The sequence below is a fragment of the Vibrio sp. 10N.261.55.F4 genome, assembly GCF_041470465.1.
GTDB lineage: Bacteria > Pseudomonadota > Gammaproteobacteria > Enterobacterales > Vibrionaceae > Vibrio > Vibrio crassostreae_C.
In genome coordinates this window covers 41,897-56,915 of record NZ_JBFRMM010000027.1, presented here as the reverse complement: position 1 = coordinate 56,915, position 15,019 = coordinate 41,897, and the positions used below count along the sequence as shown (strand labels likewise).

At 45.6% G+C, this 15,019-nt stretch carries 13 protein-coding genes; 8 read left to right on the top strand and 5 right to left on the bottom strand.

Going from position 1 to position 15,019, the window contains the following annotated elements; all coding sequences use genetic code 11:
• Positions 1–249: 249 nt before the first annotated feature.
• Genes AB4249_RS14515 through hemC form a run of 4 tightly spaced genes read right to left on the bottom strand, consistent with a single transcriptional unit; the run spans position 250 to position 4,346 of the window.
• The gene (locus AB4249_RS14515; protein ID WP_372103723.1) at positions 250–1,431 is read right to left on the bottom strand and encodes a heme biosynthesis protein HemY; all 1,182 of its coding nucleotides are present in this window, start codon (positions 1,429–1,431) and stop codon (positions 250–252) included.
• Positions 1,431–2,657, bottom strand: coding sequence for a uroporphyrinogen-III C-methyltransferase (locus AB4249_RS14510; RefSeq protein WP_372103720.1), 1,227 nt, complete (start codon positions 2,655–2,657; stop codon positions 1,431–1,433). Before AB4249_RS14510 ends, AB4249_RS14515 begins: the two co-directional genes overlap by 1 nt.
• Positions 2,658–2,676: 19 nt before the next feature.
• On the bottom strand, positions 2,677–3,405 hold the full coding sequence (locus AB4249_RS14505) for a uroporphyrinogen-III synthase (RefSeq protein WP_017061007.1): 729 nt from the start codon (positions 3,403–3,405) through the stop codon (positions 2,677–2,679).
• A gap of 2 nt (positions 3,406–3,407) precedes the next feature.
• A complete protein-coding gene (hemC, locus tag AB4249_RS14500; protein WP_017061008.1) occupies positions 3,408–4,346 on the bottom strand; it encodes a hydroxymethylbilane synthase in 939 nt (312 codons plus the stop codon).
• Between the two features lie 344 nt (positions 4,347–4,690).
• On the opposite strand from hemC, the gene AB4249_RS14495 reads away from it, so the two are divergent.
• Entirely contained in the window at positions 4,691–7,219 is a 2,529-nt protein-coding gene (locus tag AB4249_RS14495) for a class I adenylate cyclase (RefSeq protein ID WP_372103718.1), read from the top strand.
• 71 nt (positions 7,220–7,290) lie between these two features.
• Here AB4249_RS14495 and cyaY read toward each other — a convergent pair whose 3' ends face one another.
• On the bottom strand, positions 7,291–7,605 hold the full coding sequence (gene cyaY, locus AB4249_RS14490) for an iron donor protein CyaY (RefSeq protein ID WP_017061010.1): 315 nt from the start codon (positions 7,603–7,605) through the stop codon (positions 7,291–7,293).
• Positions 7,606–7,680: 75 nt separating this feature from the next.
• Between cyaY and lptM the strand changes: the two genes are divergently transcribed.
• The 7 genes from lptM to AB4249_RS14455 all read left to right on the top strand — a co-directional run bounded on the left by lptM (position 7,681) and on the right by AB4249_RS14455 (position 14,978).
• Positions 7,681–7,797 carry an LPS translocon maturation chaperone LptM gene (gene lptM, locus AB4249_RS21920; protein ID WP_063524726.1) on the top strand — a complete coding sequence of 39 codons (117 nt, stop codon included), beginning with the start codon at positions 7,681–7,683 and terminating at the stop codon, positions 7,795–7,797.
• 42 nt (positions 7,798–7,839) lie between these two features.
• Positions 7,840–9,093 carry a diaminopimelate decarboxylase gene (gene lysA, locus AB4249_RS14480; RefSeq protein WP_017061012.1) on the top strand — a complete coding sequence of 418 codons (1,254 nt, stop codon included), beginning with the start codon at positions 7,840–7,842 and terminating at the stop codon, positions 9,091–9,093.
• An 11-nt stretch (positions 9,094–9,104) separates the two neighbouring features.
• Complete coding sequence (dapF, locus tag AB4249_RS14475) at positions 9,105–9,935, top strand: diaminopimelate epimerase (protein ID WP_017061013.1); 831 nt, start codon at positions 9,105–9,107, stop codon at positions 9,933–9,935.
• Positions 9,936–9,979: 44 nt separating this feature from the next.
• On the top strand, positions 9,980–10,678 hold the full coding sequence (locus AB4249_RS14470; RefSeq protein WP_017061014.1) for a DUF484 family protein: 699 nt from the start codon (positions 9,980–9,982) through the stop codon (positions 10,676–10,678).
• Entirely contained in the window at positions 10,647–11,579 is a 933-nt protein-coding gene (gene xerC / locus AB4249_RS14465; protein ID WP_017061015.1) for a tyrosine recombinase XerC, read from the top strand. The genes AB4249_RS14470 and xerC overlap by 32 nt, the downstream gene beginning before the upstream one ends.
• A 15-nt stretch (positions 11,580–11,594) precedes the next feature.
• A complete protein-coding gene (gene yigB, locus AB4249_RS14460) occupies positions 11,595–12,311 on the top strand; it encodes a 5-amino-6-(5-phospho-D-ribitylamino)uracil phosphatase YigB (protein WP_017068593.1) in 717 nt (238 codons plus the stop codon).
• A 168-nt stretch (positions 12,312–12,479) separates the two neighbouring features.
• Entirely contained in the window at positions 12,480–14,978 is a 2,499-nt protein-coding gene (locus AB4249_RS14455) for an EAL domain-containing protein (RefSeq protein WP_017061017.1), read from the top strand.
• Positions 14,979–15,019 lie beyond the last annotated feature (41 nt).

Here is a 15,019-nt window from a genome sequence, read left to right as displayed (position 1 = left end):
TTTTACTTTAATTGGTATTATAAGGACTTGTTTATAAGAATGGTAAAACTACGTACAGACATAATTAAAGTCGTTCTCCGTCTGTTTGAGAGGCCCGATTGAGCAATTTCATGATTAGTTGGTTTGGTAGCATTGGATGGGTAGGGTTCGAGGCGTTTGGTTTATAGGTATTGTAGAAGTTATCTAGGGATAAGTAACAGATACAAAAAAGCCGATGTTAGACATCGGCTTAGTTTGAGTCACTTTGAATTAAGCGGGTTGAACTAGAGCGAGCGCTTTACGAGAAACCTCGTGAGCTGCTTTCGTTAAGTTTTGCTTCTCTAGGGCGTCAGATAGATATCCGTAATCTGAAACATTTGAGCGAAGTGCTAGGGCTTTTTCGAAGTGGCTTTGTGCTTCCGCCCACTTCTGCTCTCTTAAGTAGAACTGAGCCAGAGCGCTGTGTGCTTCGGCATTACCACTGTCTTTACTGATTGCACGTTCTAGCATGACCACTACTGGGTGGTGATCGGCTAGATTCAGCTCTGGAAGCGACATGTAGAGCTCATTTGAACCACTCTTCGCAATGTTCTCTTTGATCACTGTGAACGCTTCTGAGTCAGCTTTGCGAGCGATCAGTTGCTTCACAAAGCAAGATACAAGGTGCGAACTTTGTTTCTGCTTTCTTGAAAGCTTGTTCCAATGGCTGATTAAACCTTCGCTACCTTGTTGTTGAGCTACATCATGAAGTAATCCACATTGTGCTTTCTGTTCTAATTCACGTTGCTCATCAGCTGTTAGAAGTTTGTTCTTAACTAATTTAGGCGTTAACTCTAGCAATGGCTGCCATAACTTCAGTTGCAAGTAAGTGGCTTTTAACAGGCCAAGTACAGCAGTGTTATTAGGGTATGTGCCTTTTAGGGTAGAAAGTGTATCGAATGCAGCTTCGTAGTTTGACTCGCTGATTTGCTGTTTAGCTTTAGTTAGCTCAACCGCCAGTAGAGAGTCGTCCTGTTGGCTAGCAAGCTCGATGTACTTATCACGCTCACTCGTATTACCTTGTTCGTGCGCCGCTTGAGAAGCGACTAAATAACAAAGTAGAGGCATGTCGTGATGGTTAGCCCAACGTGTTACCTTCTTCTCAGCGCCTTTCCAGTCACCTTCAAGCAGCTTGATGATGCCTTCATTGGTATAACGACGAGAGCGTTTCAATTTACGAACACTGAACCAATTCCAAGTTGTCGAGCTCGCGTACATAAGCTTTTTAAATAGGTACTCTAAGCCGAATAGAGCCGCTAGAAGAGCAATGACAAAGATAACCAGTGTTGTCACGCTCATCTCAATAGTCTTATTCGCAATTGAGATCAGAACGTAGCCTTGTTGACCAGAGAACTGAGTACCAACAATTAACCCAGCACCTAGAACGAGAAAAAGAAAAATCCAACGAATCATTATTTTTCCTCCGTGGTCATAACGGTGACTTCACGACGTAGGCGCTCACGTATCACATCTGACAACTCATTTTGAGATTCAAGCTTTACAGGGTATTTCACAGAGATGTTCTGTTCACTTAGCTGTTTAATCGCTTTCTCAAATTCAATCACTGAGTTGTTATCTTGGTTTAGATACGCTTTCGACCACTCGCTAGCGGTATTAAGAGCTGCGCTATAGAGTTCACCTTGTTCTTTGTAGACGGCGCGAATCGCGGTTTCTAATTTACCTTTGATGTTTTCATGCAGGTAGAAGTGTTGTTCAGGAGAGAGTAGAGGGATAACTTCGCCATCACGACTACGGAAGGTAATGAAGTTTTCTGAGAAGTCTTTCATCGACGTCATCAGGTTGTTCTGCCAATCATTAATATCTTGCGATACCGCTTTTTTCTCAACAACCGCAGCTTCCGGAAGAATCGCATTGGCAAGCGGCAGTGTATCGACTTGCTGTTGCAAGCTTGTGATACGCAGAACTAAGCCATCACGGTCGATCAGAGGAATAGTGCGAAGCTTGGTAATGTCATTGGTCATTGATTGACGCAGCGACACTAAGCTCGGGTCATTCAGTGCTGCGATACGTTGATCGGCGCTTTCCATTAACTTGGTTGCGCTAACGGCATCATGCTCGAGGAACAGTTTACGTCCTGCTAGTTTCACAAGGTAATCGGCTTCGGCAAGTAACCAGTCATTCGGGCGGCGACCTTTCACGTCAGCCACTGCTAACTGCAGGCTTTGAATGCTCTTCTGCTGTTGAGATTGCACGACCTGAGTTTTCTCCACCGCGTGTGAGGCTTCTTGGATAGTCTCTTGCTTGATGGTTTGTAGGTCTTTATTTACCGCAGATTGGGTATTTTGAAGTTGTGCTTGAAGAGCGGCTATTTGAGCCGAGTATTCAGCGCTCTTTTGCTGCATTTGAAATGCGATACCGCCACTGAAGATAATTGAAATAGCGATCGCAATAGCGCCTAGTTTGACACCGCGCTTACCTTGCTTTTCTGCTTTCTCTATTTGCTCTTTATGCTCAGCTTGAGGCTGCTCATTTTTAGCGGTATTTGAAGCAGAGGCATCAAGCTTCTGTTCAGGTTGTTTTGTCTCTGTAGAGTCAGCTTTTTCGTTTTCAACAACTACTGGCTGAGTATCTTGTTTCTTTTCAGGTTCAATATGCTCATTATTTTTTTTGCTTGTCATGCTTATTTCCTGTTTCTAGCTAGGGCCGGAGAGCAGCCAGTAATATTTGGTTCGTAGCACTGTGAGTATTGGTCACATTCGAGAAGCCGAGTTGTTGTGCTCGTTCTACAATGCGCTGGCTTGGGACAAATAGATGTCTTGTTGAAAGCCAAGCCAAATACTCATCAGGGGTAATTGAGCAGAGATACTCCAATTGTTCCTGACTAGTGATGACAACTTTGGACGTTTTTTTGTTTATCCATGTTTGATAGGTATTGTGGTCGCTAATAGGAATATATTCTCTACGGTAGGTCTCACAATAAGAGACTTGTGCACCTCGATTGAGTAGAGAATCCCTAATGAGCTCACGCCCACCATTGCCACGTAGTATCAAAATGGACTTATTTTCTACGCCATTAAGTTCAGTAAGTTTAAGAAGATGTTCACTATCACTAACTTGAGGATAGTTTACTTTTTGTTTACAGACTTTGCTTAAAACGTGCGCAGTTTTTTGACCAACGCCAAGATAAAGCGGCGAAGTAGGCCAAATGGATGAGGTTTTTGAAAGGATGCTTTGGGCAGCCGCCACGGCGTGGTGACTGACTGCAATAATGATATCGCTGTTATTAAGCTGGGTGCTTAAATCCGCAGAGTTGGGATTATCCACGATACGAATCAGCGGATGATGGATTGCTTGAACCCCTTCATCCGCTAGTTGTTGGCAAAGCGATTGTCCCTCTGAACCGGGACGAGTCACCAACACTGTCATGATTATTCTTGGTCAACGTAGAGCTTGGTTAAGATTTCTCTCGCGCCATCATCCAGCAATTGATTTGCCAGAGTCACGCCAAGTGCTTCTGCATCTTTGCGAGGGCCAGAGATCTCACCACGAACCATCTTAGAACCGTCCGGTTCACCAACTAATGCACGTAGCCAGATGTTTTCGCCATCTAATAATGAGTAGCTGCCGATAGGAACCTGACAGCCACCTTCTAGGGTAAGGTTCATTGCACGTTCGCACAGTACACGATCAGCCGTGTCTTTATGATTCAGTGGTTCAAGGAGTTTAATCAGACGCTCGTCATCAAGGCGACACTCAATACCAACAGCGCCTTGGCCAACAGCAGGGAGAGACTGCTCTGGTTCGATGAAGCTACGAATACGCTCTTCTAGCTCTAGACGTTTAAGACCTGCAGCAGCCAGTACGATCGCATCGTATTGACCATCATCGAGTTTACCTAGACGAGTACCAACGTTGCCGCGCAGCTCTTTGATGATCAGATCTGGGCGGTATTCTAACAGTTGGCATTGGCGACGCAGACTGCACGTACCCACGACAGCACCTTGTGGGAGTTCGTCGATGTTGTTGTAAGTGTTTGATACGAAAGCGTCACGCGGATCTTCGCGCTCACAAATTGTTACCAGACCTAGACCTTCAGGGAAGTCGACAGGTACATCTTTCATTGAGTGAACCGCTAGGTCAGCACGACCTTCTAGCATGGCTACTTCAAGTTCTTTAACGAACAGTCCTTTACCACCCACTTTAGCAAGCGGAGTGTCTAGGATGATGTCACCTTTGGTCACCATAGTTACCAACTCAACCTCTAAACCAGGGTGAGCAGCTTGCAGTGCATCCCTTACAAAGTATGCCTGCCAAAGGGCAAGAGGGCTTTTTCTGGTCGCGATACGGATTGGTGCTGAATTTGTCATGGTGTTTCCGATATAGGTTCTGTAATAGCCTAATCCTACCATTATGAGGCGAGAATTCTTACTGTTTGATCATTCCATACTTTGATAGCTGAGAGATTTTCATGAGTTCACCAAAATAGTGTGATTAGTATCTCATTTGAAACATGGGCTATTATTAGAAATAGTCAATAAAGAGGACACTACGGCGCCGTGAGTTTAACTTTCTGTCATCAAGGAATTGACCAGTATGACGGGTTCCTTTGCTTTACCATTAAGGGTAAAAGTGTTAAATTGATCACGTTTTGTTGCTCCTTTCGTTCAGTAACTAAACAGAACTGCACTTAACCTCAAACCAAGGACTTACCTTGCAGGCTTACACTCAAACTTTGATTCAACGATTAGACAATCTAAATCAGCAGCGCATTGATCGTGCGTTGGCGTTGATGAATGTGCAAGGCCAGCGAGTATTCAACCTTATTCCCGCACTGCTTCACTTCAATCACCCGATGATGCCTGGTTATTATGACCAACAAGTTCCTTTTGGAATTCGTAGCTTCACGCTTAATGAATTCCAAAAGCAATTTGTCTCTGATACCGAATTAACGCTGGGTGGCAAACTCACCGAGACGGATGAACCAGCAATCCTTGGCTTGTACACCATGGGTAGTACTTCTTCTATTGGTCAAAGCACTTCAAGTGATCTTGATATCTGGGTGTGTGTTTCCCCGGATATGGATGGCGCCTCTCGCGATAGCCTAACCAACAAGTGTCTCTTGATTACCGATTGGGCTGAAACCTTGGGAGTAGAAGCGAACTTCTTCTTGATGGATGAAGAGCGTTTCCGTTCGAACCATTCAGAAGAGATGACCGGCGATAACTGTGGTTCTTCACAGCACTTATTATTGCTTGATGAGTTTTATCGCTCTGCGGTTCGTTTGGCTGGTCAGCGTTTGTTGTGGCAAATCATTCCGCCAGAAATGGAAGAGTGTTACGACGAGTATGTTCAAGGTTTGTGTCAGGATGGCTATCTTGATTGCTCGCAGTGGATCGATTTCGGCAAGCTGAATCGCATTCCCGCTGAAGAGTACTTTGGTTCAAACCTGTGGCAGCTCTATAAGAGTATCGACTCACCGTATAAATCGGTTTTGAAGGCGATCCTGTTAGAAGCCTATTCATGGGAATACCCAAACACCCAACTGCTGAGTATTGATACCAAGCGTCGCTTCTTCGCGGATGAACCGGATCTGTATGGCATGGATAGTTACTATCTGATGCTTGAAAAGGTAACGCGCTATCTAGAACGCATTAACGACCACACTCGATTGGGCTTGGTAAGACGCTGTTTTTATCTTAAGACCCACGAGAAGCTGTCACGAGATGCGGGCATTGGTTCTGTTGCGTGGCGTCGTGAAGCCTTGACTGAGATGACTAAGTCTTGGAATTGGGGACATGAAACCATTGCTGAGCTCGATAACCGCCGTAACTGGAAGGTTGAGCAGGTTAAAGTGGTGCACCATGCACTGCTTGATGCCTTGATGCTGAGCTACCGTAATCTGATTCAATTTGCGCGTCGTAACGACATCACTTCGGCAATCAGCCCACAAGATATCAGTATCTTGGCACGTAAGCTTTACGCTGCGTTTGAGGTATTGCCAGGTAAAGTGACACTGCTGAACCCACAAATCTCTCCGGATCTGCATGAACCCGACTTGAGCTTCATCGAAGTTCGTCAGGGTCAGTCGAATAAAGCAGGTTGGTACTTGTATAAGCAGCCACTGGTTGCACACCGCATTCTTGGTCAGCCTTCTCTAGAGCACCATGAGTACTTGAGTAAGTTGGTAGCATGGTCGTTTTTTAATGGCTTGATTACCGAGTCGACACGTTTGCACTCTGTGGTACGTGACGCTCACATCGATATCGATAAGTTCTATCAAATGGTGAGCGACCTGCGTAATACGTTTTCTTTGCGTAAGCGTCGCCCAAGTATGCAAGCACTGGCGAGCCCGTGTGAGATAAGCCAGCTAGCGATGTTCATCAACTTTGAAAATGACCCGACGTCTGAATTAAGTGGTCGTGCATTAAAAGTGGACCTCAAGAACGCCGATATCTTCAGCTTTGGTGAGGAAGGTAAGAGCTTAGTCGGCAGTGTCGACTTAGTTTATCGTAACTCTTGGCATGAAGTACGTACGCTGCATTTCCAAGGTGATACGGCAATGCTGGATGCGCTGAAGACGGTACTTGGCAAAATGCACCAAGATGCTTTACCGCCAGAATCGGTTGATGTGTTCTGTTACAGCAAAAACCTGCGTGGTGTGATGCGTAACATGGTGTATCAACTGCTTGCTGAGTGTATCGATTTACGATTGAAACCGATTGAACCCGAGAAGCGCCGCCGCTTTAAGGCTATTCGTTTAGCTAATAAGATGTTTGGTCTGTTCTTCGAACGTCGTGGTGTGTCGGTACAGATGTTGGAAAACTCGGTCGATTTCTACCGTAGCATCTCAACCAATAAGCTCAAAGGCTCACCTTTACTGATGCTCGATAAAGAGCAAGAGTATCAGCTACCAGAAGTGGTGGATGGTTTTGCGAGTGAGGGCTTGATTCAGTTCTTTTTCGAAGATACCGACAAAGGCTTCAATATTTATGTATTGGACGAGTCGAACCAAGTTGAGGTCTACCACCAGTACAGCGGTGAAAAAGATGAGATGATCGCGAGCGTGAATTCTTTCTACACGTCGGTAAAAGATGAGTCGAAGATGTCGTCTAAGTTGATTAACTTTAATCTACCTCAGTACTACCAAATCGTTCATCCTGAAGAAGGCAATTCCTACGTTGTGCCTTATCGTAACGATGCAACTTTAGCTTCTCGGAGCTCAAAGATAGTCAACATCTAGTCTTACTAAGACTGATTGATATTAAAAAAGGAGTGATTGATTCACTCCTTTTTAGTTTTGCTTACAAATGATTAGACCCAATCGATCGCTTCACCTGCGTGCTTCACGCATTCTTCTTTAACCATCTCAAACAGCTCCATGCCCGTCTTTGAACATGTCCACTTGTCGTCAACTAGCTTGAAGTGAAAGCCACCAGATTTAGACGCTAACCAGATTTCTTTCATTGGTTCTTGGCGGTTAATGATGATTTGGCTGCGGTTCTCAAACTCCAGCGTCATCACGTTACCAGTCACTTCGTAATCAATATCTGCCTCTGATTCATCGATAGCTTCTTCGATGTTTTGCATCTGTATATCGACCAGCTGATGAAATTCAGTCTCGTTCATCCTTTCTATCCTATTGCTTTTCCTGAGTGTGGTGCGATTATAGGGGGCATTGAGTTAATAATCACGATATGCAAAATGAAAAAATTAATTACTGCTCTATTTATGCTGTCCGTTATTGGACTTTCTGGTTGTGGTCAAACGGGTCCTTTGTACGATCCTGATGAAGTTCAGCAAACCGAACAATCACAATAAGTGAAAACACGCAGAAATCGTTATTTATAAGGGATAAGAACTTTGGATTACTTCAACTATCAGGAAGATGGCCAGCTTTGGGCTGAGGACGTCGCACTTTCACAACTAGCAGAGCAATATGGTACACCGCTGTATGTATATTCTCGTGCAACATTAGAACGCCACTGGAATGCGTTTGATTCATCGGTTGGTGAGCATCCGCACTTGGTGTGCTATGCCGTTAAAGCTAACTCAAACCTTGGCGTGTTGAATACTTTGGCTCGTTTGGGCTCAGGTTTCGATATCGTTTCTGGCGGTGAGCTAGAGCGTGTGGTTGCTGCCGGTGGCGATCCAGCAAAAGTTGTATTCTCTGGTGTCGGTAAAACAGCCGCTGAAATGAAGCGTGCGCTTGAGTTGAACATTAAGTGTTTCAACGTAGAGTCAGAACCAGAACTAGAGCGACTGAATAAAGTGGCTGGTGAGCTTGGTGTTAAAGCGCCGATTTCACTGCGTATCAACCCAGACGTTGATGCCAACACTCACCCTTATATCTCTACAGGTCTGCGTGATAACAAGTTTGGTATCGCTTTCGACCGTGCTCCTGCTGTCTATGAGTTTGCAAAAACACTCGATAACTTGTCTATCCATGGTATTGATTGCCACATTGGTTCTCAGTTAACGGATATCGAACCTTTCATCGATGCAACCGATCGCCTACTTGCGCTGATCGACCAGCTACGTGCTAACGGTATCAACATCAAACACCTTGATGTCGGTGGCGGCTTGGGTGTGGTTTATCGTGATGAATTACCACCACAGCCTTCTGACTACGCGAAAGCTTTATTGGCTCGCTTAGACAATCATTCTGATCTAGAGCTGATTTTCGAGCCTGGAAGAGCGATTGCTGCTAACGCTGGTGTATTATTAACGAAAGTCGAGTTCCTCAAGCCAACAGAGCACAAGAACTTTGCCATCATCGATGCAGCAATGAACGATCTAATGCGCCCAGCACTTTATCAAGCTTGGCAGGATATTGTTCCTGTTAGCCCTCGTCAGGGTGAAGCTGTGACTTACGATTTGGTTGGCCCAATCTGTGAGACAGGCGATTTCCTAGGTAAAGATCGTGACCTTGTTCTTGAAGAAGGTGATCTGCTAGCAGTTCGTTCAGCGGGTGCTTATGGCTTCGCGATGTCATCTAACTACAACACTCGTTCGCGTGCGGCTGAAGTGATGGTGGATGGCGATAAAACTCACTTGGTTCGTCAGCGTGAAGAGCTTACGAGTCTGTGGGAACTTGAAAACATTCTTCCGGAGTAATTTTAAGCGTTATGCACTTCCACTTTTCTAAAATGCATGGTTTGGGCAATGATTTCATGGTCGTGGACTGCATTACTCAAAATATTTTCTTTTCTCCAGATTTGATCCGTCGTTTGGCGGATCGTCACACTGGTGTGGGCTTTGATCAGCTACTTGTGGTTGAGGCTCCCTATGATCCAGAAACTGATTTCCATTACCGCATATTCAATGCGGATGGCAGTGAAGTGGAGCAGTGTGGCAATGGTGCACGTTGTTTTGCACGATTCGTTCGCATGAAAGGCTTAACGAATAAGTACAGCATCAACGTGAGTACCAAGAAAGGTAAAATGGTTCTCAAGATTGAAGAGAATGACCTGATCACGGTGAACATGGGCATTCCTGAGTTCGAACCCGGCAAGATTCCATTCAAGGCCAAGCAGCCAGAGAAGACGTATATTCTAAGAACGGATGTACACACCTTATTCTGTGGTGCGGTAAGCATGGGTAACCCACATGTGGTTACCGTGGTTGATGACGTCGACACGGCTGATGTGGACACCTTAGGCCCACTACTTGAATCACATGAACGTTTCCCTGAGCGTGTTAATGCTGGCTTTATGCAGGTCGTTAACCGTGAAGAAGTTCGTCTACGTGTTTACGAACGCGGCGCGGGTGAAACTCAGGCATGTGGCAGCGGAGCGTGTGGCGCAGTTGCAGTGGGTATCACTCAAGGCTTACTGGCTGAGAATGTGAAGGTTCGTCTACCAGGCGGTGACTTACACATTAGCTGGCAAGGCCCGGGTAAACCTCTGTTTATGACCGGCCCTGCAACGCATGTGTTTGATGGTCAACTTTCTTGCTAATAACGACCCAAAACAAATATATTCATAAAAATAAAGGATAGGTTTTGTCTTACGTTGAAGCCGACGCACTCACCGCAGAAGTGGTCGCGGAATATTTACGTGATAACCCAGATTTTTTCCAAGACCGAAAAGATTTGGTTGATCGCCTTGCTATCAATAACGTTGAGCAGGGCGCTGTTTCTCTGGTTGAGGTTCAGCTTAAACGCCAACGTCATCGAATCGAAGAGCTTGAAGAAGAGATCACTGGCTTGATGTCGTTGGCAGCAAATAACGATAAAACCTTCTATGAGTTTATGGATCTGCAAGCGCAAGTGCTGAAATGCAGTGACTTCATGCAGGTGATAAAAGCCGTTGAACAAAAAGCGTTAGATCTTGGGCTTAAGGCTCATGTTCGTATTCTTTCGCAATCTGGCTTTTATCAGTTGAGTGCTGAGGGTTACTCTAAGTTTTCGCTTAACCATTTCAATGGCAAAGATGCTTATCTTGGACGCTTGAGAAAAGCCGACAGACACGATTTGTTTGGTGATTATCCAGTTCCAGAGCTAGGCTCTTATGTAGTACTACCGCTTGCTAAGCAGTCTCCATTGGGTTTGCTCGCCTTTTCTAGTGAAGATGGCGGACATTTCCAACCCCATATGGATACGCTCTTTTTACGCCATTTAGCACTTGTTGTCGCTCATTTGGCGGACACCTTACCTTGGCAGATAAATAATGAGCCTAGAGCCCAAAATACCTCTTCCTAACAGCCTTCAAAAGCCACTTTCTCGCTTCTATGAATATCTCCGAAGCGAGAAGGGACTCAGCCTACACACCCAACGTAATTACAAACAACAACTTGAAACCATGGCCGGTCATTTAGTCACTCTAGGGCTAAAGGATTGGGGTCAAGTCGATGCGGCGTGGGTCAGACAACTGGCCAGTAAAGGCATGCGTGAGGGAATGAAAGCGAGCAGCATTGCAACGCGCTTATCGTCACTGCGCAGCTTCTTTGATTTCCTTGTGTTGCGTGGCGAAATGACCGCCAATCCAGCCAAAGGTGTCTCTGCACCTCGCAAACAACGCCCTTTGCCTAAAAACCTCGATGTTGATGAAGTGGGTCAACTGCTTGATGTGAATGAGGACGATCCATTGTCGATTCGTGATCGAGCGATGATGGAGGTGATGTATGGTGCTGGATTACGACTGGCAGAACTGGTCGGCATCAATCTGAAAGATGTGTTGGGTCGACAAGGCGAAATCCGAGTGATTGGTAAAGGCGACAAAGAACGCAAAGCGCCTTTTTCTGGTTTAGCTAAAGAGTGGGTCGATAAATGGCTCAAAGTTCGTGGTGAATTGGCTTCACCGGGTGAAACCGCGCTGTTTGTCTCTAAGCTCGGGACTCGTATCTCTCACCGCAGCGTGCAAAAGCGCATGGAAGAGTGGGGCAAGAAGCAATCTGTCGCGAGCCACATCAGCCCGCATAAACTGCGTCACTCCTTTGCAACGCATGTGCTGGAATCGAGCCAAAATCTTCGTGCTGTGCAAGAGTTGCTTGGCCATGAAAACATCTCGACGACCCAAGTGTATACCCACTTAGATTTCCAACACTTAGCACAAGCTTATGATCAGGCTCACCCGAGAGCTCGTAAGAAGAATAAAGATTAGATTAAAGGGTTTACTATGCGAATTTATCGAGGGTTAAAGCCCATCAAAGCCATGACCTTTGACTTGGATGACACCCTGTATGACAACTGGCCTGTGATCATGAAGGTTGAGAAAGAGATGGCACAGTGGCTTTATCAAAAGCACCCAGTGTCGGCTTCTTTATCGCTTGAAGAGTGGCAGGGCATTAAGCAGCAAGTCGCATCTGAAAACCCAGCTTTGAAACATGATGTCACCGTGTGGCGTGAAACTCAGATTAAGAGTGGTTTGCTGCAATTGGGTTACTCTCTGCAGCAAGCAGAGCAAGCGGCTCGAGAGGGCATTGAGCATGCCTTGTGGTTGCGTAATCAAGTCGATGTCCCTCAAGAAACGCATCGAGTGATGACTGAACTTAGCCAACGTATTCCTCTGGTTGCGATTACCAATGGCAATGTCGATCCACACAAAATTGGCTTAGGGCTGTACTTTCAATTAATCCTTAAAGCCGGCCCTGATGGCAGAGCAAAACCCTATCCAGATATGTTTGAAAAAGCTCAGCAACACCTAGGTTGTGACGCTGAGAATATTCTTCATGTTGGCGATCACCTCAAAACGGATGTCTATGGAGCCAAGCAAAATGGCTTCCAAGCGTGCTGGTTTAATGACACTGGTTCCAATTTATACCGCTCCCCGAAGGCGAGTGTGCTCCCTGATGTTGAAATAGACCAACTTAGCGATCTTATGCGACTAATTTAATGGCTCGGTAAGCTTATTGTGTCGCATTTATGCTATTGAATTGTTACATTAGTCGCCTATAAAAGCCTGATTAGGCTAGGATAATTGGCGACTACTTTTTATCGATTCATTTCAGTCATAGCAGTGGTTGCGGGTTGTTACTTCACTCGATTTTGAACAAGGGTTGGCATGCAAACATTTACATTTCTCGCAAATACTGAGGCGTTATTTAGAGCTCAATTTGATCAGCGAGAATGGTGTGACAGCAAACAGTACCTTATTCAAATTTTCTCAGCTCAATCTTCAGATCTAGCTCGTCAAATCGCGGGTGTTGCCCTCAATCGTTTAAATAATGCGACGCTAATTGGCCAGAGTGCTCGTCATGTTATCTGTGATAATTGCCTTGAAAGTGCATGCACCTTAGTCATCATCAGTGAGTTCAACGAAACCCATCTAACCTCTGCGGTCCAGCCTTTTTCCGGCAATCCAAATCAAGACAGCCAAGACTTAGCTTTTCAGCTGCGCCTTACAGAAGAAACCAAAACGGTCATCAGCTTGTGCGATCAGGTTGAAGGGCGTGATTATCCTATTTATAGCGCTTTTGAAAATTTGCCTTACGCCTTGCCGATAGCTGGTGGACTGTGCCATGAGAATGAATTTGGCCGTTGGGTTATGTATAACGAGCAAACCTACCAGCACGCCTGTGTTGCTGTGGCTCTGACTAACCCAAGATTGAAGGTTTGGTCGGACGCGTACTCTGAGTGGAACCCGATTGGGATGAAGCTACGAGTCACACACGCAATCGGAAATCGCTTATACGCATTGAACGACAAGCCGGCTATTGAAGTATTCAAACATTACCTTGCGGATGGCAAAGACCTTCCTTTTAGTCAACTGATGAGCTTTCCACTTTATCGAGAACTTGGCAGAAAGAAGGGTATCTCGACGCCGCTACGTATTAATGATGATGGCAGTATTGAGTTTGATAGCCCTTGGCATGTCGGTGAAGAGGCGCAGTTTTGTTATAACCACCCATCGCTCACTGCAGAAAAGGTGCACCACGGTGCCGAGATGCTAGCCATGCATCAGCCTGAATCGGTGATCATTTATAACTGCGTATCTCGACTTGAATTTATCGACAGTAAACTTGAGCTCAAGCCATTTGAAGGGATAGTGAATACATGTGGTGCCTACTGCATGGGGGAGCTATACCGTAATGAAGACCGCCAAGAGATACTGCACCACAGCTTGACTTATATCGCTATGCGCGAGTCTGACGAGATTAAAGAGTTTCATTGCGAAGACTTTCAGTGTGGCTCAACCGTGTCGCCATTGCTTAACCTAGTCAGAAATGCAGTCGCTGATCTCGACAGTATGAATACTCAGATGGAAAAGAAACTCCATCAACAAGCGCGTCGCTTAACCGAAAGCTATCGCATTGACTCGCGTACTGGTTTGCCGAACCGTATCGTACTGAAAGAGCGCCTCAATACGATTCTGTTCAGTGAACATCTGCTGACCTTAAAGCTAACCAACTTCCATCAGGTTAACGAGAAGTATGGTTATCAAGTGGGAGATCAGCTGCTACTCGATCTGTCTAATCACTTTATCGAGCGATTACAGCTTCGTGTGGTTAAAGAGCCTCGCGTGAAGGTAGAGCTATTCAGTATTGGTGTTGGAGAGTGGGCGATTATCTTCAATGCTAGTGTTGGTAGTACGAAAATAAAAGAAGGTTTCGTTGAGTTCGCCGATGACATCGAACACATAAATTTTGAGCCATATGGTTTGGCTGATATTGATTACCTGTCAGTTTCTCTGTGTGGCGGCTTTGCTAGTCGTTGTGACTTCTTAACCGACAGTGGTGACCAGATCTTATTGAAAGCGATCGAAGCTCGACGCTATGGAGTACGTAACAATACCCACATCACCAATGCCAAAGATATTCAGGTGAGCGAAGAGGACCGCAAAGAGCAACTCGGTTGGTTGAGTTGTGTAAGTCGTGCGATTCTAGATCAGAACATCATCACCTATTCCCAGCCGATTGTGGAGTCGGTTACGCACGAAATGATTGGCCAAGAGTGTTTGGTCAGAATCATGGAGTCAGACGGTACCATTGTGCCACCAGGTAAGTTCTTACCTATCATTGCCGACACGCACCTTTACACTCGCCTCAGCCGACACATGATTAAGAACACCATAGGTTATATGGCGGATAAGCAAAGCCCATTTTCTATCAACCTATCCCCGCAAGATTTGTTGAGCGACAAGACGCTTGAGGTGCTCGAGACCGCCATCAGTGCTATGAACGATCCCACTCGACTTGGCCTAGAGGTTCTCGAGTCTGAGCAGATTAAAGATTATGGTCGCATGATTGAGGTGTGTGATCACTTCCGTGCTCTCGGGGCGAGAATCATTGTTGATGACTTTGGCTCTGGTTACTCCAACATCGAGGAAATCATTAAGCTTGAGCCACAGATCATTAAGCTCGACGGTAGCTTGATTCGTAATATCGACAAAGATCAAAAACAAAGAAACATAGCCTCTCAGTTGATTCGTTTGTGCCAAGTGTTCAATGCCAAAACGGTCGCTGAATTTGTCCATAACCAACAGGTTTGTGAGATAGCAGAGCAAATGGGTGTCGATTATCTGCAGGGTTACTACTTCGGTGAGCCTAAGCGACTGTTTTAGCAGTTAAAGCTTCCCGCATTGTGTAACGACTGGCTATAAAA